This is a genomic window from Paenibacillus sp. USDA918EY (genome assembly GCF_009870825.1).
In the GTDB taxonomy this organism is placed as follows: Bacteria; Bacillota; Bacilli; order Paenibacillales; family Paenibacillaceae; genus Paenibacillus_AQ; species Paenibacillus_AQ albilobatus.
In genome coordinates, this window is sequence record NZ_WTWY01000001.1 from 686,771 (window position 1) to 709,466 (window position 22,696).

Annotated in this window: 18 protein-coding genes; 13 read left to right on the plus strand and 5 right to left on the minus strand. The window is 54.7% G+C overall.

All coding sequences use genetic code 11. From position 1 onward, the window contains the following. Positions 1 to 179 precede the first annotated feature (179 nt). From GQY55_RS03155 to GQY55_RS03165, 3 genes are read left to right on the plus strand one after another with little or no spacing between them, the layout of a single operon-like run. On the plus strand, positions 180 to 1,736 hold the full coding sequence (locus GQY55_RS03155) for an HlyD family efflux transporter periplasmic adaptor subunit (protein ID WP_160038011.1): 1,557 nt from the start codon (positions 180 to 182) through the stop codon (positions 1,734 to 1,736). After that, complete coding sequence (locus tag GQY55_RS03160; protein ID WP_160038013.1) at positions 1,733 to 2,425, plus strand: ABC transporter ATP-binding protein; 693 nt, start codon at positions 1,733 to 1,735, stop codon at positions 2,423 to 2,425. Before GQY55_RS03155 ends, GQY55_RS03160 begins: the two co-directional genes overlap by 4 nt. Then, positions 2,422 to 3,639 (plus strand): ABC transporter permease, encoded by a 1,218-nt coding sequence (locus GQY55_RS03165; RefSeq protein WP_160038015.1) that lies wholly within the window; start codon positions 2,422 to 2,424, stop codon positions 3,637 to 3,639. The genes GQY55_RS03160 and GQY55_RS03165 overlap by 4 nt, the downstream gene beginning before the upstream one ends. 22 nt (positions 3,640 to 3,661) lie before the next feature. Here the strand turns inward: GQY55_RS03165 and GQY55_RS03170 are convergent, their stop codons facing one another. After that, positions 3,662 to 4,777 carry a VanZ family protein gene (locus tag GQY55_RS03170; RefSeq protein ID WP_160038017.1) on the minus strand — a complete coding sequence of 372 codons (1,116 nt, stop codon included), beginning with the start codon at positions 4,775 to 4,777 and terminating at the stop codon, positions 3,662 to 3,664. A gap of 223 nt (positions 4,778 to 5,000) precedes the next feature. Between GQY55_RS03170 and GQY55_RS03175 the strand changes: the two genes are divergently transcribed. Then, positions 5,001 to 6,350, plus strand: a complete 1,350-nt coding sequence (locus GQY55_RS03175; RefSeq protein WP_160038019.1) for an amino acid permease — start codon at positions 5,001 to 5,003, stop codon at positions 6,348 to 6,350. Between the two features lie 86 nt (positions 6,351 to 6,436). Here GQY55_RS03175 and GQY55_RS03180 read toward each other — a convergent pair whose 3' ends face one another. Further along, entirely contained in the window at positions 6,437 to 6,832 is a 396-nt protein-coding gene (locus GQY55_RS03180) for a VOC family protein (RefSeq protein ID WP_160038021.1), read from the minus strand. A gap of 245 nt (positions 6,833 to 7,077) precedes the next feature. Here GQY55_RS03180 and GQY55_RS03185 point away from each other — a divergent pair, with 245 nt between their 5' ends. Then, positions 7,078 to 7,293: a hypothetical protein gene (locus GQY55_RS03185; RefSeq protein WP_160038023.1), complete on the plus strand. Its 216-nt coding sequence runs from the start codon at positions 7,078 to 7,080 to the stop codon at positions 7,291 to 7,293. A gap of 178 nt (positions 7,294 to 7,471) precedes the next feature. Here the strand turns inward: GQY55_RS03185 and GQY55_RS03190 are convergent, their stop codons facing one another. After that, on the minus strand, positions 7,472 to 8,125 hold the full coding sequence (locus GQY55_RS03190) for a TetR/AcrR family transcriptional regulator (RefSeq protein ID WP_201452074.1): 654 nt from the start codon (positions 8,123 to 8,125) through the stop codon (positions 7,472 to 7,474). A 237-nt stretch (positions 8,126 to 8,362) separates the two neighbouring features. Here GQY55_RS03190 and GQY55_RS03195 point away from each other — a divergent pair, with 237 nt between their 5' ends. From GQY55_RS03195 to GQY55_RS03205, 3 genes are all read left to right on the plus strand, one after another. Next, positions 8,363 to 9,121: an SDR family NAD(P)-dependent oxidoreductase gene (locus GQY55_RS03195; protein WP_160038027.1), complete on the plus strand. Its 759-nt coding sequence runs from the start codon at positions 8,363 to 8,365 to the stop codon at positions 9,119 to 9,121. A 162-nt stretch (positions 9,122 to 9,283) separates the two neighbouring features. Continuing rightward, the gene (locus tag GQY55_RS03200) at positions 9,284 to 9,871 is read left to right on the plus strand and encodes a TetR/AcrR family transcriptional regulator (protein ID WP_160038029.1); all 588 of its coding nucleotides are present in this window, start codon (positions 9,284 to 9,286) and stop codon (positions 9,869 to 9,871) included. Between the two features lie 239 nt (positions 9,872 to 10,110). Beyond that, positions 10,111 to 11,289 (plus strand): MFS transporter, encoded by a 1,179-nt coding sequence (locus tag GQY55_RS03205; RefSeq protein WP_160038031.1) that lies wholly within the window; start codon positions 10,111 to 10,113, stop codon positions 11,287 to 11,289. A 56-nt stretch (positions 11,290 to 11,345) separates the two neighbouring features. Here the strand turns inward: GQY55_RS03205 and GQY55_RS03210 are convergent, their stop codons facing one another. After that, positions 11,346 to 12,224, minus strand: coding sequence for a LysR family transcriptional regulator (locus GQY55_RS03210; RefSeq protein ID WP_160038033.1), 879 nt, complete (start codon positions 12,222 to 12,224; stop codon positions 11,346 to 11,348). Positions 12,225 to 12,335: 111 nt separating this feature from the next. Here GQY55_RS03210 and dapA point away from each other — a divergent pair, with 111 nt between their 5' ends. The 5 genes from dapA to GQY55_RS03235 all read left to right on the plus strand — a co-directional run bounded on the left by dapA (position 12,336) and on the right by GQY55_RS03235 (position 17,453). Next, positions 12,336 to 13,220 (plus strand): 4-hydroxy-tetrahydrodipicolinate synthase, encoded by an 885-nt coding sequence (gene dapA / locus GQY55_RS03215; RefSeq protein ID WP_160038035.1) that lies wholly within the window; start codon positions 12,336 to 12,338, stop codon positions 13,218 to 13,220. Between the two features lie 118 nt (positions 13,221 to 13,338). After that, positions 13,339 to 14,496, plus strand: coding sequence for a phosphoenolpyruvate hydrolase family protein (locus tag GQY55_RS03220; protein ID WP_236575379.1), 1,158 nt, complete (start codon positions 13,339 to 13,341; stop codon positions 14,494 to 14,496). A 134-nt stretch (positions 14,497 to 14,630) separates the two neighbouring features. Next, positions 14,631 to 15,842 carry a Tm-1-like ATP-binding domain-containing protein gene (locus GQY55_RS03225; RefSeq protein WP_160038039.1) on the plus strand — a complete coding sequence of 404 codons (1,212 nt, stop codon included), beginning with the start codon at positions 14,631 to 14,633 and terminating at the stop codon, positions 15,840 to 15,842. A gap of 47 nt (positions 15,843 to 15,889) precedes the next feature. Continuing rightward, on the plus strand, positions 15,890 to 16,714 hold the full coding sequence (locus GQY55_RS03230; protein ID WP_036714086.1) for a phosphoenolpyruvate hydrolase family protein: 825 nt from the start codon (positions 15,890 to 15,892) through the stop codon (positions 16,712 to 16,714). A gap of 268 nt (positions 16,715 to 16,982) precedes the next feature. Beyond that, positions 16,983 to 17,453: a DinB family protein gene (locus GQY55_RS03235; RefSeq protein WP_160038041.1), complete on the plus strand. Its 471-nt coding sequence runs from the start codon at positions 16,983 to 16,985 to the stop codon at positions 17,451 to 17,453. A 93-nt stretch (positions 17,454 to 17,546) separates the two neighbouring features. Here the strand turns inward: GQY55_RS03235 and GQY55_RS31885 are convergent, their stop codons facing one another. Beyond that, positions 17,547 to 22,553 (minus strand): rhamnogalacturonan lyase family protein, encoded by a 5,007-nt coding sequence (locus tag GQY55_RS31885; RefSeq protein WP_160038043.1) that lies wholly within the window; start codon positions 22,551 to 22,553, stop codon positions 17,547 to 17,549. Positions 22,554 to 22,696 lie beyond the last annotated feature (143 nt).

A 22,696-nucleotide genomic window follows, 5' to 3' on the forward strand; every position in this document is an offset into this window, starting at 1 on the left:
TTACGGCGAATCTATGAACACAAATTGAACAAAACGGCTGAGGGTATAATCCTGAAGCCGTTTTTTCTTTTTTCTTAGGGGCCGGTCAGGGTTTGGTTTCTCCGCAACCGCAGTTAAGTTTTCTTTAAGCTGGCGGTGCTACGATCATAATCATTCAAGGGAAGGGAGTATGAAGATGAATGAACAAGGTGGCTAGGAACGTATTAATCATCTGCGGCTGCGTCGTCGTGATCGGAGCGGGGGGGACTTATTTTGTCCAGAAAAGCGCGGCGAAACCTAAAGCGGAAACGGCGACGATTACATACGAGGTCAAGAAAGGGGATCTTTCAAAAACCGTTACCTCTTCGGGGAACGTGGAAGCTTCAGATTCCGTCAACCTTTCCTTTAGCGGAAAATCCAAGGTGACCAAAGTTCACGTGAGCCCCGGCGATAAGGTACAAAAAGGCCAGCTGCTCGCCGAAATGGACACCACCGCGCTGCAAAACTCGCTTTTGTCCGCTCAAGCGAATGTTGAGAGTGCGGCCGCCAAGCTGAGGAGCCTCGAGGAAGGAACGGATGCGGATACGATAGCGGACCAGAAGTATGCAGTATCCCAGGCGAAAGCGGATTGGGACAGCGCGCAAAGCGATCTGGCGGAAGCCAAAAAGCAGGCGGATCCGTCATATGTCCAGCAGCAGCTGGATCAAGCGAAAACCGCCGTTGTCAATGCGCAGACAAAGCTGGATCAAGCCAAGCAAGGCACGGATCAATCCCAAGTCTTATTCGCTCAGGTGGCGCTGGAAAACGCCCAAAATGCGTACAAGCAGGCGGCGGCGCAGCAAAACGGCGCAAATTCCTCCGACGCCGCGGTCAAGACGGCGGCAAGCAAAGCCCAAAACGCCAAGCGGGCATATGATCAGGCGGTTCAGCAGCTGAACAAATTGCAAAAGGGACCGGAGGAAAGCGACCTTGCCATGGCCAAAGCCAATGTGGCGCAGGCGGAGGCGGGCTTAAGCGATGCGAAGGCCAACCTGGCGGGAGCCAAAATCTACGCTCCGTTTAACGGAATCGTGTCGGCGGTCAACGTCAAAGCCGGGGAATACCCTTCCGGGGATACGGCCGCCGCGGTTTCGATGTTTTCCACCGAGGGCAATTATAAAATTTCCGCCTCCATCGACGATACCGATATTACGGACGTCAAGGTCGGTCAAGAGGTCCGTGTCACGTTCGACGCGCTGGCGGGCGTGACGTTAAAAGGAAAGGTCACAAGCAAGGCGGTTCTCGGCGAGGTTCAAAGCAGCGGGCTGGTCACGTTTCCGGTGACCGTAGAAATCACTCCGGGCCAGGACAATGCCGATAAACTCATTCCGGGCCTTAGCGCAACGATTGCGATCATCACCGACGGGAAAAAGGATGTGCTGACCGTGCCGGATGCGGCGATCAAATCGTTTGGCGGCCGAAAGATCGTCATGGTGGAAACGGGCGGCAAAACGGAACAAAAAGAAATTGCGACCGGCCTGGATGACGGGGTAAGCTCGGAGGTCGTTTCCGGCTTGGCGGAAGGTGACAAGGTCAGCATTACGATGACAACTTCGTCCTCGTCCAGAACGTCTTCTTCGATGATGCAAGGCGGCTTTGGAGGTTTTGGCGGATTCGGCGGCGAAATGGGCGGAGGAAGACAGCAGTTCCAGCAGTCGGGCCGCAGCGGAGGCGGCATGCGCCAAGGAAACGGCGCCGCCGGGGGTGGCGGCCAATGATTACTTTTGAGCATGTGGACAAAATATACGCCTCCGGCGAGATGAGGGTCCATGCGTTAAAAGGCGTATCGCTGCACATCGAGCCGCGCGAATTTGTGTCCATCATGGGCCCGTCCGGCTCCGGAAAATCCACCATGATGAACGTGATCGGCTGCCTGGATAAACCGACCTCCGGCACGTACGTCCTGGACGGAATCCGGATCGGTTCCGCGTCGGCCAAACAGCTGTCGGCGGTCCGCAACCAAAAAATCGGCTTCGTATTTCAAAACTTCAACCTGCTGAAGCGGACCTCGGCGATCGAAAACGTGGAGCTGCCGCTTCTGTACGCCGGAAAAAACAAAAAGGAGCGGCGCGAACGGGCGGAATATTGCCTGGAGCTGGTCGGCTTAAAGGACCGGATGCACCATAAACCGAACGAGCTGTCCGGCGGGCAGCAACAGCGCGTGGCCATTGCCCGGGCGCTCTCGAACGAACCTGCGATTATATTGGCGGACGAGCCGACAGGCAACCTCGATACGGCTTCATCCGAAGAAATCATGGGGATTTTCAAGCAGCTGAACGACAGCGGCAATACGATCGTTTTGGTGACGCACGAGCCGGAAATCGCGGCGCATACGAAACGGATCATTTGGTTCCGGGACGGAAAAATCGAATCGGACCGGCCGAACCTGGAGCGTGTTTCGCTATGAATATGATGGAACTGCTGAAGCTGTCGTTTCGGAGTTTGCAAAGCAATATGCTCCGCTCGTTTTTGACGATGCTGGGCATCATGATCGGCGTCGCGACAGTCATCGCCATGATTTCGATCGGTCAGGGGACAAACAACCAGGTGACCAGCCAAATCCAAAGCCTCGGCTCCAACCTGATCACGGTGACCGCATCTTCGTCGGGGCAACAGGCTGGCGGGGGAAGCGGCAGCGGCATGCTGAAGCTGACGGACGCCGACCCGCTCTCCAAGATCAATACCGTCAAATACGTCGCGCCGGTCACGCAGGCGAGCGGACAATTCAGAAACGGAAAAAATGTTACGTCAACCAGCGTAATCGGAACCTCGCCGAATTATGCGGACATCAAATCATGGGAAACGGATATCGGCCGCTTTTTTACCGAGGATGAAGTGACGGATAAAGCCAAGGTGGTCGTCCTCGGCGCCACCACGGCCGAAAACTTGTTCGGAAATGCGGGATTTGATGCGATCGGCAGCATCGTCAAAATCAACGACATCCCGTTTCGCGTCGTCGGGGTGCTCAAATCGAAAGGCTCCTCGGGCTCCATGGATCAGGATGACACCGCCATCGCGCCGATTACGACCGTGCAGTCCCGCTTCATGTCCGGCAGCTCAAGGAACGGCCTCCGCCAAATTCTGGTGGAAGCGGACTCGCCGGAGGCGATGCAGAGCACGATCGCGCTGATCGAATACACGATGCGGCAAAGCCACAAGCTTGGCAGCGCCGAGGATGACTTCAAAGTTCAAAGCCAGGAGGACGTCCTGTCCTCGGCGCAAAGCGTGACGAAGACGCTGACGCTGTTCCTCGGCGGCATTGCGGCCATTTCGCTCCTTGTCGGCGGAATCGGCATCATGAACATCATGCTGGTGTCCGTCACCGAGCGCACCCGGGAGATCGGCACCCGGAAAGCGATCGGGGCGAAGGAAGGTACGATTTTGGCCCAATTTCTCGTCGAATCCGTTACGCTGGCCATTTTCGGCGGCATCGTCGGCGTCATGCTTGGTTTTGGCGGCTCGAAGCTGGTCGGCCATTTCATGAGCATCCAAACGGCGGTATCGCTGAACTCCGTGCTGCTGGCCACGTTGTTTTCGGCGTGCATCGGCATGATTTTCGGGGTGTTCCCGGCAAGAAAAGCGGCGAAGCTGGACCCGATCGAAGCGTTGAGATACGAATAGAGATAATGGAAAAAGAGCCCGCTTAAACAGGCTCTTTTTCTTGTTTTTCCGCCGGTTTGTTCCAGAGGATGACGTGTTTGGTTTTGCTGAATTTCTCGTAAAAGAGCTGGGAATCCTTTCGAAACAGACGGATGACGACATGGATAAAAAACCAGGCATCCATCGCAAACACGATCACGCCGAGCACAAGCCTCCCGATGTCAGGCACGTTATCGATCGATCCGGCAAGCAGGCGATTCAGGCCAAAAAATACCCAATACAGCAGCCCGTACCGTAAAAGCAGCGACGAAAGCGTAACGCGTTCTCCCATTTTCGTCAGCTTGATGCGGACCATCCATTTTCCGGGAGTGACGCCGTGCGTCAGCCATGGGATCAATATAAAGTAGATGCCCGTAGCGACCCAAAACGAGGCTCTGATATGGAGAAAGAAACAGATCGCCATCAAGATCGGCCAAATGACCGAATCGATCAAAAATGCAACGGCCCGGCGGGTGTAGGTGACTCTTTTGGCCGATAGGTCCACGTTTTCGTCCAGCTTTTCGATTCTCGGCAGCAGCCCCGACAACCATTCGGCCGCCAAATATCCGCAAATGCCGCCCAGCGTGTTCATGATCAAATCGTCAACGTCAAACACGCGGTAAGCATGGTCATACAAGCCGTAGATGCCGGTCAGCTGGGTGACCTCAAAAAAGAGGGACAGCAGGAACGAAAACAAGATGGACCGTACCCAGCCCTTGCGGAAATAATAACGGAGCATCATGCCGAAAGGCACCGTCAGGAGAATATTGAACACGACCTGCAGAAATGCCCGTTCCTTCAGCAAATGCCAGTAGGTGGACGGATCCGATCCGACGACCGAAGTTTCTTTTAAAATGTCCAAAATGAAGTTCAGCGGCATCAGCTGCATGGCTCCCGACGCAAGCGCGGCGTTATGCCGCGATGACGGCAGCGGTAAAATGACAAGGAAAAACGCGTTCATCAAATAAAGCAAAAACAGGTACAGCACGAAAGCCCGAACTTTATTGATATAACCGTATTTACGGTATTGCACGATCAAAAACGGCAGCGTAAACAATAACGCCGCAAACGGAAAAGACATAAAGGCGTAAGAAATGGGAAACAGATAGGATTGAAGCATACGATCACCGCCAATGTTTAATCAATGCTGCCGAACAAGACAGCCGATATTGATCATAACATAATCGAGTGTGGTACACGATTAAATTAAGTTTAAATTTTCCTGTAGCCAGCTTTAAATTCGGCCATTATTATTCACAAAAACACAAAATAGTTTATACTGAACTATACATTTATTAAAAATTATAGTCATTCATCAATGAGTGTACACCGGGAGGATATGGATGGGACAACCAGAAGGATCGCTACAAAAAAAACTAAAGCCTAGACATATCAGCTTTATGGCCATGGGCGGCGTTATCGGAACCGGCATTTTTAAAGGCAGCGCGGAAACGATCGGGCTGGCGGGGCCCGGCGTTATCGTGACTTACGTTTTTGCCGGTCTGCTGCTTTTGGTCGTGATGGCGGCGATGGCGGAAATGGCCACGGTATACAAAGGCCGGAACATGAAGGATTTCGTCAGGGAGGCGTTCGGCGAGAAGGTTTCCTTTATTCTGGGCTGGATGTATTGTTTTATGTGGCTTTCGGTATGCGTTATCGAAATCATTGCGGCCGGAAGCTTTTTGCAGTATTGGCTGCCGGGAGTCCCGTTATGGGTGCTTAGCCTGGCCTGCGCCGCCTTGATCATTCTGATCAATTTGCTTAGCGTAGGCACGCTCGGAGAATTCGAATTTTGGCTGGCCGGCATCAAGATTGCCATGATCATCCTATTTATCGTGCTCGGCACTTGTCTTATCTTCGGCATCATCCCGAGCGGCAATACGCCATACTTTCGCAACTTCACCGTTTCCGGAGGATTTTTTCCGGGGGGCTTGTCCTCCGTGTTTTCGGCGATGCTTGTCGTCATGTTTTCTTACGGCGGTTCCGAGCTGATCGGCTTGACGCTGACCGAAACGGAAAATGCCGAACGGATTTTGCCCAAAGTGGTCGGCAACTTCATATTGCGGATCATTTTGTTTTTTACGCTACCGATTCTCGTCATTTGCGGTTTGATTCCGTGGAACGAAGTCGGGTCCGAGAGCAGCCCGTTCGTGCAGGTATTATCGGCGACGGGGCTTGCGGGCGCGGCGCATATCATGAACTTTATTCTGATCACGGCGGTGCTGTCGGCGGCCAATTCGGGCATCTACGGCGCATCCCGGATGCTTTATTCCATGGCTGCGGCCGGAGAAGCGCCGAAAGGGCTGGCGAAAACGAACCGGAAAGGCAGTCCGGTCAACACGCTGCTGCTATGCGCCGTTTTGCTGCTTGCGGGCGCCATGCTCGGCATTTTTGCGCAGGATCAGCTTTTTCGCGTGTTGATGGCGGTGCCGGGTTTCGTCGTGCTGCTGGTTTGGATTTGCATCGCGTTATCGCAGATAAAGCTGCGGAAAACATATCCGGCGAAACCGACGTTTAAAGTGTGGGGATACCCGTACGTAACCGGATTTGCCGTGTTGTGCCTGGCGGTCATCGCCGCGTTTTTTGTGGTGGACCAACAAAACCGCCTGAGCATCGGGATATGCCTTGCCGTTCTGCTGCTGCTTATCATCTGGGCTTTTGCAAAATTCCGCGGGAAAAGGGCAGGGGGATAACGCAAACAAGAGGAGTTTTTGTCAAATGAAAGACCGGTCGTTCCATGTAAAGGGAACGGCCGGTCTTTTTTTTGCGAAAAGGAACTTTAGTTCCAGCTCAGCTGCCAGGAAACGCCGAACCGATCCTGTACCCAGCCGAATTTTTCGGCAAACGGGTACTTGTCCAGCGGCATCAGGACGGCGCCACCTTCGGCAAGCTTGCCGAAGGCTTCCGTCAATTCCTCTTCCGAATCGCAATGAACGAACAAGGAAATCGCCGGCGTAAACGTAAATGCGTGCTGAACGAAGCTGTCAATGCACATGATGTTTTGTCCTTTGATCGAGAAGGCGGCTTGCAGCACCGATCCTTCCGGTCCCGCTTCATTCGGTCCGTAACGCTTGATGCTGACGATTTCCGCGGGAGCAAACACCGAGGTGTAAAAATTCATCGCCTCCTCGGCTTGCCCCTCGAACATTAAAAACGGCGCCACTTTCGATTCCATTATGTTTCGCTCCTTTAAAGTATGTTAAAATCACTAACGAGCCGATGTGCTGTTATATACGTTAATTGCAGGCATCCCTACATTTACATTGTACCGGAACGGAACCGGGGCGAACAAGCCTTCGGCCGTTGCAGGCAGATCTTACAAGGCGGCGGCGTCCGGCAAACGGAAGCCTCAAGCCGGGAACGAAGCGTAAGCGTTCAAAGAACCTGTCTGAAACCTATTGCAAAGGAGGCTGCCGTATTATGGCGACAGTCCGCGAGCTGTTGACGGAGGCGGATTTTCGGGAGGCCGAGGAAAAAAAGCTGACGATTCGCGTTTTTCGCGACGACCATTTGATTGATTCCAAGACAACCATCATCCGTTTTACAGACACGACGGTCATTACCCAGTCGGATGTCAGCGACGTAACGTATCATCCTCGCAAGGAATGCCAATTTTTCGAAATCCGTAAAGCATGACGGAAGTCGGGTGCTTTCGCTTGCCCATAATCTTCTGAAAAAGCATATAGTATACCAAAATAGCAAAGCGCCAGCCCAAGGATCCCCCCTTGGATTGGCGCTTTGCTTACTTTTTTTGCAAAGATCCGTCCACTCTGCTGCAAGATGACTTGCTTTTGGGACGGCCCCTCCATTCGACTTATGTCGCTTTTAAATAACTAAGAATCATGGATTTCAAAATTTCAAGCTGCTTTACGGGCTCGATGTTCGGCTGAAGCATCGGAATGCTGTTTTGCAGCGACAATTTTTTGGCAAACTGGCCAAACGCGTTTGTGACGGTCGCGATCGTTTCCTCCAGAGGCAAGTCGGAGCGCAGAGAACCGTCGTTGACGCCGTCTTTTAAAATTTGGGATAAGGAAGATTGAATCCGTCCGACGGCGGCGCTATAAACCGGAAGATCCTCGAGGGGTTCGCGGGACTGGGCGGCGTAGCTCTCGAACGCTTCGATCAGTTTCGTGTTTTCGCTGTGATGGTCGCCGACAAAACCGATGAATACGTCCAGCATTTGCTCCAGCCTTTCGTAACAAGTGCCGGGACGATGAAGGATTTCTTCGAACGTCTCGGTTTGGGAATCGATAATCTTGGTTGCAACGGCGACGATGAGCTTGTCTTTTTTCGGAAAATGACGGAACACCGTGGCTACCCCCATATGGGCCTCCGTCGCGACATCCTGCATGGTCGCTTTATCGAGCCCTTTCCGGTTGAAGACCCTTTGGGCCGCTTCGAGCATCAGGGATACCCGCTGCTGCTTGGCCTCCTCGCGTTCCCGATCCCATCTGGTTTTTGAATTCAATTGGTTCACATTCCTTCCAAACGGTTCGTTTTTTTGTTTCGTGATCATATCAAATGGGCGGGAGCCTGTCAACCAAACGAAGCGGGAAAAGCTTGCGCGCCGACTCCCGGATGGAAGGGTTGTCACCCGCCGGCGAGCGGAGTATAATAATCGGTGTGGTGATAGTTATGCTATCACATTGATACAACAACTATCATACCTCGATTTTTATTCTAAATCTTAAAGGAGTCGGTCCATATGTCGGAAAACGATCAAGTTGTTGTCATTACGGGTGCGGGAAGCGGCATCGGCCGCGCGACGAGTTTGAAATTCGCCGCAGGCGGCGCCAAGGTCGTGCTGGTAGACTTTAATCAGCAAACAGGAGAAGAAACGCTGAAGCTCGTGAAGGAGCAAGGCGGAGAAGGCATCTTCGTGCAAGCTAACGTTGCAAACAGCGACGACGTCCAAAATTACGTGAACAAAGCCGTTGAGGCCTATGGCCGCATCGACGTCTTCTTCAACAACGCGGGCGTCCTGCAAAAATTCTCTATGTTCGCGGATATCGAGGACTCCGAGTTCGACCGGATTTTCTCCGTCAATGTCAAAGGCGTTTTCCTTGGAATGAAATATATGCTGAAGGTGATGGAAAAACAGGGCGAAGGGGTCATCATCAATACAGCCTCCACGGCCGGACTGCGGAGCGAACACAGCCTGGCGGCGTATTCGGCAAGCAAACACGCCGTAGTAGCGCTGACCAAATCGGCCGCGCTTGAATACGTGAAAAAAGGAATCCGCGTCAATGCGATTTGCCCTGGCGGCGTGGATACCTCGTTGACGCAAGCCGTTCCGTCCATGATGCAGGAATCCGGATACGTTCCGGAGGAACTGCCTAACATGAGAATCGGACGTTACGCCAATCCGGAGGAGCTGGCGGAAGTCGTTACGTTCCTGGCTTCGCCGAAAAACAGCTACATGACCGGTTCGATCGTCCCGGTTGATGGCGGGTTGACGCTGTAACAACGAAAGGCTTTTTCGGCCCGTGCGGGTGACGCATGGGCCTTTTTTGCGTTATGCGGAAGAATTCGCTCTAAAAATCGCGACCGAAACCATATTTGACAGATCAGTACAAAATAAGTATGATGATTCCACCAACATTTTCCGGAAAGGAGGATGCGAGAGATGAGCAAAAGCGGAAGACCGCGCGAGTTTAAAGATACAGCCGTGATCGATGCCGCCGTGGAGGTTTTTTGGGACAACGGCTACGAAGCTTGCTCGACCGAGGCATTGTGCAGTAAGACCGGTCTTGGCCGGGGGAGCTTGTACAACGCGTTCGGAAGCAAACACGAGCTGTATGAGCAAGCCCTCCAAAGGTACCATGAGCTTGGAATCCGGGAACAGATGGACATCCTGGAGAAGGAGGGGCCGATTCGGGACCGTTTGCGAGCGCTGCTCGAGTGGGAAATCCATGAGGATTCCAAATCGAAAAACAGGGGGTGCCTATTGATTAACGCGGCATCCGAGCGCAGCAAAACCGATCCCGCCGTGGAGCGCATCTTCAAGCAGCATGTCGACCTGCTGGAGCATGCGATCGAAAAAACGATCAAAACAGGGCAGGAGACGGGCGAAATCCCGCGAAACCGCGAAGCTTCCGAGCTTGCGGACATGTTTTTGAGCAGTTACTACGGGCTCCGCGTCATTTATCCGGCGACGCTGAACCGGGGGTTGGCGGAACGGATCATCCAAGGAACGTTATCATCCATTTTTTAGAAGCGGTATTTGCGCTTTCCGGACTGGAGAGCGCAAATGCTGCCCGCGGCTGCCGGCGAGTGCGATGGGTCAGGTAAGAGGTTTATATGCTGCTGAACTATTTTTTTGATTAATTTTGTACTGGGTTGTACAAAAATATCTAATGAGTTTGACGATCCATCCCTTATGAACGAAGGGGCGCTTTTTTAGTGTTAATTTTGTACTGATCTATACAAAATATTGAATCCGGGAGTGATTATATGCCGTTGGCGATTTATGTGTTGGGACTTATGATTTTTTCCATGACGACATCGGAATTTATGGTTGCGGGCATCATGCCCTCGCTTGCGGCGGAATTCGGGGTATCGATCGCGGCGATCGGTTATTTGGTTTCCGGTTACGCCGCAGGCATGATCGTCGGCGGGCCGCTGCTGACGATCGGGCTGCTCAGGCTGCCCCGAAAAACCGCCTTTTTGACGCTGTCCTTTGTATTTCTGGCCGGTCAAATCTTGGGCGCGCTTGCTCCGAACTATGAGCTGATGATGGCGGCGAGGATAATAACGGGCATTGCCTCTTCGGCCTGCTTCGGGGTTGCCATCGAAATCGCCTTGACCCTTGTCCGGCCGGAAGCCAGCGGGCGCGCAGCTTCGATCGTTCTTGGCGGCTTGATGGTTGCCACGGCGATCGGCCTGCCTGTCGCGATGTTGTTCGATCAGTATTTCGGCTGGCGCTCCAGCTTCTGGGCGGTCGCGATTCTCGTGCTGCTTTCCGGAATCATGGCGCTGCGGCTCATCCCTTCATCGCCTTCGGTCGGATCGGTAAGCATCCGCGGCGAATTGGCGGCTTTTAAAAACCGTCATCTGTGGGCGGCCTTCGCGACAAGCATGCTGATCATCGGCGCGACCTTTGCCGCATTCAGTTATTTTTCGCCGATTTTAACCGATGTGGCCGGTTTTGACGCGAAGATCGTCCCGCTTCTTCTCGGTATCTACGGCGCGGCGACGGTTGTCGGCAACCTGATCACCGGAAGGCTCGCGGACCGCTTCATGATGCCGATTCTGACGATCGGGCTTACGGTGCTCGCCTCGGCGCTGATCCTGTTCGGTCTGTTTGCGGGCAATCCGGTCATTGCGATCGCTGCCGTAATCGTCATCGGCCTCGCCGGCGTGCCCATGAATCCCGCCATGGTGACGCGGGTCTCGCGGACGTCGAACAGCGGATCCTTGGTCAGCACGGTTCACGTTTCCGTCGTCAACTTCGGCATCGTGGTCGGATCGACGATCGGCGGACTTGCCATCGACCACGGACTTGGTCTTTCATCCCCGCTGTGGGTAGGGGCGATTTTGGGGATTCTCGGCCTTTTGTCCTTGCTGCCGTATCTCGTGAAGGAGCGCGAACCGAAAGCCGGGATTCAAAAGAGCGGGCAAACCTGCGCATAACGCATCCATGGAATAAAAATCGGCAGGCCCGGCTTTCATGCCGTGGCCTTGTTTTTTTAATCGGCAGCATGCCTGATCCGATCGACCAGTTCGCGAAGCGGGTTAGAGATCCACTTTTTGAGATGCATGGCGAGCAGCAAGGTTAACCGGAGACCGGGATGGGCAAAGGGAAGGCTGACCAGTTCCCCTCTGCCGATTTCGGCGGCGGCGGCCATCCGCGGCAGCAGCGATATGCCCGAACCGCTCATCACGCATCGTTTGATGGCTTCGGGATTGCCGAGTTCAAGGCCGATAACATAAGGCGTCCCGCTTTGCTTTAATGCTTTTTCGAGCATGATCCGGTAGTTGCAGCTTTCTTCGGGCATGATCCATTCGGCGCCGGCCAAATGCTCCAAAGCGATTTTCTTCTTCCGGCAGAGGGGGTGTCCCGGGCTCGCCAGCAGGACCAGCGGTTCGTCGCGGATCGTTTGCCATGCCAATGTCGGATCGGAAGGTTCGTCGTCCAGGATCAGGCCGAGATCCAGTTCGCCATCTTTGACTTGCTTGAGGATATGCGCCTCACGGCCGGTCTGCAGCCGGACGGACAGCCCCTCGTAACGCTCCCGGAGCTCCTGCAGGTAAGGGGGGAGGAAATAGGCGGCCAGCGAATCGATGGTGCCGATGGAGAGGGTGCCCCCGCTTTGGTTGCCCAGCCTTTCTTTGGACTGTTGGTAGAGATCCAGCATCTGGACCGCGAACCGCAGCAGCTCTTCCCCCGCGGAAGTGAGGCGCAACCCTTTGCCGAAGCGCTCGAAAAGCTGGACGTCATAGGCTTTTTCCAGTTTTTGAATTTGCGTCGTGACGCTGGACTGCGCGTATCCAAGCTCCTCGGCCGCCCGGGTAAAGCTTTGGCGAAGGGCGACCTCGCGAAACGTATGAAGATATGTTAAATCCATCCCTGTTCAACTCCATCAATAATATTGATCATGCTCATCGATTATTATAGATAACGCCGATGGCAATTCCTATGGTAAATTGGAGGCACAAACCGATAGGAGGTCATCCCGATGTTGAAAAGAGAAGATTTGCAAGGCGTCTTTGTGCCTGTCGTTACGCCGTTTACGCAAGATGGGGAGCTGGATTTGGTTTCGTATCAAAACTATGCGGGGCAGTTGGTTGAGCATGGGATTGCCGGACTGGTCGTGAACGGTACGACGGGGGAAGCGCCGACGGTACGCTGGGAAGAGGTGCGGGAGCTGGCGGAAGCGACGCGGACGATTGTGAAAAATAAAAAAAGGGCCTTGCCCGTCGTGATCGGAACCGGAACCAACGATACGGCTTCGACCGTCGAACGAACCGAAAGCGCCGCGAACATGGGGGCGGACGCGGTCCTTGTTGTCGTCCCGTATTACAGCAAACCTTCGCAGGAAGGGATCTTGGAGCATTTTCGGAGCGTCGTTCAGGTCGGAATACCGGTGATCGCCTACGAAATTCCTTCCCGCACGGGAGTCCGCTTAAGCATGGATACGGCAAGAGCCATCATGGAATTGGACGGAGTCATCGGCATCAAGGACAGTTCCGACAGCCTGGAGCTGATCGGAGAGCTGACGAGGCATAACGCCGGGCCGGTCCTTTGCGGGGATGATCCGCATTATTTCGCCAAGCTGGCGCTTGGGGCAAGCGGAGGAATATTGGCTTCCGCGAACGTAAACACGCAGCGTTTTATCGATATATTTAACCATGTTCAAAAAGGAGATTCCTCTGCGGCCAAACAAATCTTTGAAGACATGCTTCCCTTGATCCAAGGCCTTTTCCGGGAACCGAACCCCGCTCCGCTCAAATGGATGCTGGCAAGCTTGGGCCGAATCGCCTCGGATCGCCTGCGGCTGCCGCTGATGCCGATTTCCGAGCAGCTGAAAAACGAACTTAAGCCGTGGCTTCATTACCAATAACCCGAACATTCCCTTATAATAATAGATAAAGACCGCAGGACCTAATAAAAGCCGGCGGGCGATTCGAACGAAGGGGATTTGTGAATTGGCGGCGCGAAGAGAACGGATAGTGGAACGGTTGAACAAACAAATACAGGCGAAAGAGCATCTCATCGGCGTGGCGGCGGGTGCCGGCATCTCGGCCAAATACGCCGTCAAAGGCGGAGCGGATCTCATTTTGGCGCTGAATTCCGGAAGATTCAGACAGATGGGACTCGGCTCCGTCGCCGGTTTTTTGCCATTCGCAAACAGCAATGACATGGTCATGGAATTCGGGTCGAGGGAAATTTTGTCCGTGGTGGGGGAAACGCCGGTCATTTTCGGCCTGTGCGCGACGGATCCGACGATGGAACCGGAAGCTTTTTTAAAACGGATTCGGGAAAGCGGCTTTGCGGGCGTCATCAACTACCCGACCGTGGGGCTGATCGACGGGAAGTTCCGCGAAGCGCTGGAAGAAGAGGGCATGACGTATCTGCAGGAGGTGGAAGCCGTCAGGCTGGCGCATGAGCTGGGGCTTTTCACGATGGCTTTCGTTTTTAACGAGGAACAAGCCTCGTGGATGCTGAACGCGGGCGCCGATTGCATCTGCGCTCATTTGGGCGTTACCGGAGGCGGATGGATGGGCACGAAAAAAGTGTTGTCCCTGGAAAAAGGGGCGAAGCTCGCCCGGCAAATTTTCGATGTTTGCGACGCTTCGGGCAAGCGGCCGATCAAGCTCGTCTACGGCGGTCCCGTGCATGCTCCCATTGATGTGCAATATATGTACGACAATACGTCGGCGATGGGGTATGTCGGCGGGTCCAGCTTCGAGCGGATTCCGACGGAAGAAGCGATCGTGGAAACGACGCACCGTTTTAAGCTGACCGGGCATCTGGAGCAGGACAAGCAGCTGATGGACCGGCTGTCGCATGCGAACGAACCGTACGATTATGTCGCTTTTGTCAAAGAATTCGTGGCGGAGCATTACATGAACAATATTTCGCTCACCGAGCTGGCGGAACGGATTCACGTATCGCGCACCCATCTGAGCGCTTTGTTCAACAAAGAGGTCGGCTGCAGTTTTCCCGAATACATCGCGAAATACCGCATTCATAAGGCGCAGGAAGTGATCAAGCACACCAGGCTGCCGCTTTCGCGAATCGCCGAAACGGTCGGTTATCCGGACTACGTCCATTTCAGCAAAACGTTCAAAAAATATACGGGCATGACCCCGCAAGCCTACCGCCGACAAACATAAGACAAATATACATAAAGATCGTACATGGATACGATCCTTTTTTGATGAAAGCGCTGTATCCTTAACTTGTAACGGGATGAACGGCAGCCCGATCCGGGAGGCCGCACGAAGCTCAAGTGAAGGAGGTTGTTTTCATGAAAACGATTGCGATTGCCGGAACGTTCGATTCCAAAGGCGAAGAGTTTTTGTACGTGAAATCGGTCATTGAAAAGCTTGGCTTAAAAACGTTTACGATCCACTGCGGCGTATTCGAGCCCATGTTTACGCCCGACGTGTCGAACGACGAAGTGGCGCAGGCGGCAGGAGCGGACATCCGGGAAATTGCCGCAAGGAAGGACCGGTCCGCAGGAACGGAAGCGCTCGCCAGGGGAATGGAACGGATCGTTCCGAAACTGTACGCGGAAGGGAAATTCGACGGCATCCTGTCATTCGGCGGCACCGGCGGCACGTCCATCGTTACCGCAGGCATGCGAGGTTTGCCGATCGGCGTTCCGAAGCTGATGGTTTCGACCGTCGCCTCCGGCCATACCGAGCCGTACGTGGGAACCAGCGACATCGTTATGTTCCCGTCGATCGTGGACGTATCCGGACTGAACTCTTTTTCGACCCAAATCTTTGCAAACGCGGCGCATGCCATCGCAGGCATGGTGCAGTTCGAATCGGCTCCGCCGCGGGATAAGAAGCAGCTGGTCGCCGCGACGATGTTCGGGGTGACGACACCGTGCGTTAACTATGCCAGAGAATATTTGGAGCAGCAGGACTTCGAGGTGCTTGTATTCCACGCGACAGGCACCGGCGGTAAAACGATGGAAAGCCTGATCGAAGGCGGCTTCGTCGACGGCGTCCTGGATCTGACCACGACCGAATGGTGCGACGAGCTTGTCGGCGGGGTGCTTGCCGCCGGACCGCATCGCCTTGAGGCGGCAGGCCGCTGCAAGGTGCCTCAGGTCGTATCGACGGGCGCGCTCGACATGGTCAATTTCGGGCCTTACGATACCGTGCCGGCTGCGTTCAAAAACCGCAATTTGTACAAACATAATCCGTCGGTCACGTTAATGCGGACGACCGTAGAGGAAAACCGGAAGCTTGGCGAAGTGATCGCGGATAAACTAAACCGGGCGCAGGGGCCGACGGCGCTCATGCTTCCGCTGAAGGGCGTGTCCATGCTTGACGTGGAAGGCCAGCCGTTCCACGGAACGCAAGAAGACGAAATGCTGTTCAACACGTTAAGACAACGGATTGACCGCCAAACGGTGGAACTGATCGAGCTCGACTCCGACATCAACGACAAAGCTTTTGCCGTGGCGGCGGCGAAAAAATTGATCGAACTGATGAAAAAAAGCTAACCGGAGAACGATCTCAAACCAACGCGATATGGAGGAGGAAACATACGATGAAAACCAGAACTGAAATTTTGAAAAAATTAAAAGCGGAGGTTGCTGCAGGCAACGTGCTGCTGGGCGCAGGAGCGGGAACGGGCATTTCGGCCAAAAGCGCCGAAGCCGGCGGCGTGGATCTCATTATCATTTATAACTCCGGCCGGTACCGGATGGCGGGACGGGGGTCGCTTGCCGGACTGATGGCTTACGGGGATGCGAACCAAATCGTCGTGGACATGGGGAACGAGGTGCTGCCGGTCGTCAAAGAAACGCCGGTGCTTGCAGGCGTCTGCGGGACCGATCCGTTCCGGATCATGGATATTTTCTTGAAACAGCTGAAGGAGCAAGGTTTTGCAGGCGTGCAAAACTTCCCGACGGTAGGCCTGATCGACGGCGTGTTCCGGGCGAATCTTGAGGAAACCGGCATGGGGTATGACCTGGAGGTCGACATGATCCGCAAAGCGCATGAACTGGATCTGCTGACCACGCCATATGTATTTGACGAGGAGCAAGCGAAAAAAATGGCCGAAGCCGGGGCGGATATTTTGGTTGCGCATATGGGATTGACGACCAAAGGAACCATCGGCGCGAAAACGGCGCTTACTTTGGACGATTGCGTAGAAAAAATCCAGGCGATTTGCGACGCGGGCAAGGCGGTCAATCCGGACATCATGGTTCTGTGCCATGGCGGCCCGATTGCCGAACCGGAAGACGCGGAATACGTGCTGTCCAGAACGAAAGGCGTCGAAGGATTTTTCGGAGCTTCCAGCATCGAACGTTTTGCGACAGAGGTGGGCATCAAGCAGCAAACCGAAGCGTTTAAGAACATTTTGAAATAGAACGCTCGGACTGAATCCCTCACAGAAAAATACATCAGATTTAGCCTTGCCGTTACCATGCTAAAAGGAATCGATCCTTGAGGCATGGAATGGCCGAGGCTTTTTTTATTTCACACTGCGTCAAAAAGAAATGCCCACAAAGATCTTGCGAGCATGATTTTGGTTTGTCGCCGCATTGCAGACGGACAGGATTATGGGAGCGTAACGTCGAATAAGATCAATACAATGACCATGATGCAACAACTAAAATGTAGGAGGCGAATGGATCGTGAAAAAGGTAGAGGAGTATATTCAGGAATGGCTCCGGCATCGATTGGTGCTGCAGGACTTGGTTGCATTGATTCCCGATGAACACATCGGATTTAAACCTTGGGAGAATGCAATGCCCATGGGAACTTTAATAACCCATATCGTCACATCAACGGATATGTTCGTAAAAACGGTAAAAAACGGCATGTTTACACCTCCGGCAAAAATAAATCCATGCGAAACGATGGAGGAAATCGGAAATGTCGTCCGGCAATTGACGGAGGAGACACGTGAAAATTTGAATTCGATCAACGATGAACAGTTGGAAAAAGAAATTGAGTTTAACGGCTTTATAGGTACGGGCAGATTATGGTTGGCTTCAGCAAAGGACCACGAAATCCACCATAAAGGCCAATTGTTTACGTATGCAAGAATGGTTGGAGTTGAAAATCTGCCATTTATGATGAAACAACCTCCAAAAAAACAATAAATGATTTTAAAAGAGAGGCTGCAGCCGGAAATCCGGCTGCAGCCCTGTTTTTTGATCGAAGTCTCTTGTTTTATGAAAAACCGCTTCACCTTCCTATTTGACGGCCACTTTTAGAATGTCGCTTTTGGTAACCCCGCTGCCGTTCTCCAGCTCAACCTGGTATTCGTACACGCCCGGGGTTCGGCCTTCCACCTTGGTGGCGGCCGTTTGCGCCCGCGGCGTTGCGGCAGTCAGCGTCCGCGTGTCGATGAGAACGCCGTTTTCGTATAGCCGATAAACGTTTCCGTTGGTGCCCCACCACAGATTCATCGTGACCTGGTAGTTCCCGTCGCCATCCCAGTTGTCATCCGACAGGACCGGTTTGCCGGGAGCGGCGTGCCTGACGGTAACCGTATGCGGTTCGCAAGCGGTCGTTCCGAAGGCGTTCGTGAGCTCGCAGGTATACTGATAGATGCCGTCCGCCCGCCCCGAAATCGGCGTTGCCGCCGTCTGGGCGGCAGGGGAGTCGTCCGTCGGCTTCTGCGTGTCGATCAGCTTTCCGTTTTCGTACAGCTTATATTCCGTACCGTTATTTCCCCACCACATGTTCATGGTGATCGTGTAGTCGCCGTCCAACAGGCCGGTATCCTGTCCGTTGTTGTCGGAGAGCACGGGCTTTCCGGGCACCCCTTCGGCTTTCACGGGCTCTTCCGGTCCGCCGACGTAGCGGATCTGCGGCGCGGCCGGTTCTTTCATGCCCTCCCCAAGGTAAAAGCTTGGATGGGGCGGCTGGTTGTAGCCGACATTTTGCCAGGCGACGCCCAGCCGGTACACGGGATCGTGCATCAGCGTGCGCAGACGGCGTTCCGTCGGATCGACCGTCGTGTAAATCCGCAGCTCGGTGCTGTCCGCGGAGCGCCAAACGGCTTCTTCCCGCCAATCGCCGAACAAGTCGGCCTGGATCATCGGATTGCCTTTCGTGAAATTGTTGGAAAGCGTGCCCTCCGCCGTTAGGAGGTTGACTGTTTTTTTGTTTTCGTAATCCCATTTGTCGATCGTTCCCGGACCGGCGCCAAGCTCGCTTTTCCAATCGTGGTTCAGCAGTTCGCGCAGCAGATCGCCGTCCCACCAGATTGCGAAATTCGTGGAAGAAGGAATCGTTTTGCTGATAAGTTCTCCTTTGGCGCTGTAAAGTCCCGTAATCGGGATGTGCTGCTCGTTCGTAATCGTCGATGCCCATGCTTCTTCGCCGGGATAATTCGGATCGATATCCGCCGTTAACCCCCGACCTGTGTCCATGCCGGTAAACACACCCCATAAAATTTCACCGGTCGAAGCATCATGCATTTCCATCCCGTACGTCGCGTCCTTATGTTCATGCACGCCGAACACTTCTAGACCCGGACGCTCCGGATCCAGATCGCCGAAGTGCATCGCGTCGCCATGTCCAAGCCGGGTGCTGTATAGCGGCTTTCCGTTATCGTCAATGGTCAAGGCCCCGAACAGCACTTCGTCTTTGCCGTCTCCGTCCACGTCCCCGATGGACAAATTATGGTTGCCTTGACCGACGTAGCTTTCGTAACCTTTGTCGTTCGTGTCGAATCGCCACTGCTGCGCCAGCTTGCCGTCCTGGAAGCTGTAAGCGGCCAAAACGGTGCGCGTATAATAGCCGCGGCTGAAAATGACGCTGGGGTGTTCGCCGTCCAAATAGGCGACGGCAGCCAAAAATCGGTCAACCCGGTTGCCGTACGTGTCGCCCCAAGACCCAACGTCCCCGCGCGGAGGATCGTACGGAACCGTAGAGAGCTCTTTGCCCGTCGGGCCGTCGAACACCGTGAGGAATTCGTCGCCGAGCAGCACGTACCCCGAGCTGTTCCGGTGGTCCGCTTTCGGGTCGCCGATCACGTTGCCTTGGCCGTCCACCGTGCCGTCGGCGGTTTTCAGCACCACTTCGGCTTTGCCGTCGCCGTCCAGATCGTAAACGAGGAACGGGGAATAATGCGCTCCCGCCCGAATGTTCGGGCCGAGGTTGATTCTCCAAAGCCGCGTGCCGTCAAGCTTGTAGGCGTCCATGTAAACGATGCCCGTATAACCGCTTTGCGAATTGTCCTTTGCATTGGACGGGGACCAAAGCATCACGATTTCGTATGCGCCGTCGCCGTCCAAATCGCCGACGCTTGCGTCGCCGGCCACATACGTATAAGGCTGGCCGTCTTTCGTATAGGCATCCGCCGGCTTTTGCAGCGGAACCGAAAGATATTGCCGCTGCCATACGCCAAACCCGGGGCCGGCCGCTTTTTCCTTGCCCTGCACCACCGTCGTCAGCTTATAGACAGAGTCCGGCTTGCCGCGGGTATCCATCATATTCGTGCTGTCCTTGATCGGCTGTTTGTTCAGCTTCACGCCGTCCCGATAGACGTTGAAGGCGATGTCGTCCGGATCGAGGCCAAGCATCCGCCAGCCGATATAGTTCCCTTGTTCCGTGCGCACTGCGACAGGGGCGCGGTCCAAATATTCCATGTCCCGGTACAACGTCGTCACGGCCTCGGTTTTTAGCGGTTCGGACATCGGGGAGATGCCGCCCGCGTTGACCGACGCCACCTTATAATAATAAGGAATGGTGGTCAACACGGTTGCGTCCGTATAGGAATTCGTTTTGGTCTGGCCGACAAACGCGTATTCGCCGTCGGCTTTGTCGGCACGGTATACGTTGTACAACCGGGCTCCGTCGACTTGGTTCCAAGTGAGCGCGATATCGTTTTTATGAATCGCCTCGACCTTCAAACCGTCCGGCGCAGCGGCGACCGGAACGTTCGGGTCGATCATCGCGATTCGAAGTCCGTCGGACGGAACCGATTCGACGCCTCCGCCGTCAACGGATGTGACCGTATATTCGTAAACCTGCCCGACATCGGCCGTCGCGTCGGCAAAGGCCGTTTCGGTCGTTTCCCCGATCAAGACGGGGGAAGCGGAACCTTCCGTTTTCCGGTACACACGGTATTTCGCCGCGTCTTCCGATGCTTGCCAGGACAGCTTCGCCACCACGGGATCGCCCGCAAGATCCAGTTCATCGACCTTCAGCGACGTGGGCGCGAGCAGGATCGGGGTAATCTCCAGGCCGTTCAAATGCGCGGTTTGGCCGCTGAATACGAGGTTCATCTGGCCGTCCGTCACCGCGATCTGGTTGAATACTTTTTCAGCGATGTTTTCTTTGCCGGAAGAGACGGTACCGTAGTCTTTGCCTTCGATGTTCACATTGGTTTTCGTCGAGCCGATCCAGTCGCCGGTGTAGGTTTTGACGGCGTAGGACCCGTTCGGGAGATCGACTTTGAATTCGTAGCTTCCGCCGAAATAAATGACGAAATCCCGGCGGAGCGCATCCGTGACGTTACCTCGGTCGCGGTCGGCCATGCCGGCGCTTGAAGCCAGGCCATACCCGCGCTCTGGCGTATACAGTATATTGCGGTTGACTTCGGTATATCCTTCGGCGACCGGGGAACCGACGGGGCCGAAATCAAACCGGTACGCCGCCGACTTCGTCCCGATCCGCACCTCGTCCGAAGGCTGCGATTCCCCGCGGCCGTTGACGGCCGTCACGCGGACCGTGTATACCGCGCCTTCCGCCATGCCGCCGATCGTCATCGACGGAACCGTCGTCGTGCCGATCATCGCGTAGGACGATTCAGGCTCGGATTCGAGTTTGCGGTAAACCTTGTAAATTTCCGCCGTGTCGACCGGATTCCATTTCAGCGCCGCGCCGGCGTTGCTGATGCTGCCCGCCGTAAGCCCTTGCGGCTTGGCGGGCACGGTTTCGGGCTCGCCGGTCTCCTTGACGTACCCGGAGAGAGGCAGCCCCAATCCTTTTATGCCGCCCGCCACGAGCCGCGCGATCTGAATGGCGCCGTATTTTTGAAAATGGGTATTGTCCTCCACGCCGTTCGGGAACGCCTGATACACGCCGGGATCGGCAAACAGGAAGACCGATTTGGCGGCTTCGGGGCCGATGGAGTCATAATAGGCTCTGCTTAACGAGCTCAAGTCGACCAGTTTGACGTCCAGTTCCGCAGCGACTTCCTTCATGGCCTGTACGTATTCCGGAAAACTGACGTTAAATTTGCCCGTATCCGCATTAAAATCCCTGCGGCCGACCGGCGTGATCAGCATCGGCGTGGCGCCGCGTTCCCTCGCGCCAAGCACGTAGGTTTTCAAATAGGTTTTGTAATCCTCCGGCGAGGCGTAACGGTCCGGCCTGCTGATCGTCGCATCGTTATGCCCGAATTGGATGAGCAAATAATCTCCTGGCGCAATGCTCCGCAAAATTTCGTCCAACCGACCTTCGGTGATAAACGTTTTGGAGCTGCGGCCTCCGATGGCCCGGTTGTCGAAACGCACGTCCTCCGTAAAATAGCGGTCGATCATTTGACCCCATCCCGCTTGGGGCTCCCAATAGGGATCATAGGTCTGCACGGTGGAATCGCTTGCGATGTACGCCGTAGGCAGCGCCCCCGGCAGACGCTCAGGCAACTTGCGGATGACGAGGGCGTTGAGTTTCGGAGCCGTTCCCGAAAACTCCAAATTCAGCCGGCCGTCCACAAGCGCGATATCGAAATCCATTTCCAAATATTGGCCGGCAGGCTTCGTGGTCTGCTGCACTTTTTGCATGAGTTCGGCCTTGATTGCAATATCCGTCGATTCAACCTCGTCCCCGGCGATCAGCGACACCGTGTAATCTCCGTTCGGCAGGTCGACCATAAACGAGGTATCCTGCGGCATGACAAAGTCCGTCCGGACCGGATCCGGGATGCCCCTGTCGGCCTCGGAGACGTTGGACGGATCGGCAAAACCGTACTTCAGCTCCGGCGAGTACGCGGTCGACGCCGGCACCGCCGTATATCCTTCAGCTACCGCGCCGGGACCGAAGTCAAAACGCCACTCCCCGTCGCCGGAAAGCGGGGAAGGGGTGCCGTAAACGGAGCCGGTGACGGTTGCGCCCGGGCCGTCCAACAGCTCGGATTCCTCCGCCTGAGCCCGAACAATGCCCGATGGAAGAAGGGGGGCAAGGAGCAAGGCTGCGCTGACCAGCGTGAGGAAAGGACGTTTAAAATGTTTAAAAGTTCGCATATAACGGTCAAACCCTCTTTCTAATGGAATCTGTTCAGGTGCGTTCAATCGACAGAAAGCGCTTGCAAAGCGGTGCGTATCGATGATGCCTCAACAAGGAAACCGATCCGGATATTTTTCTAAAAGTTAACCCCCCCTTATGC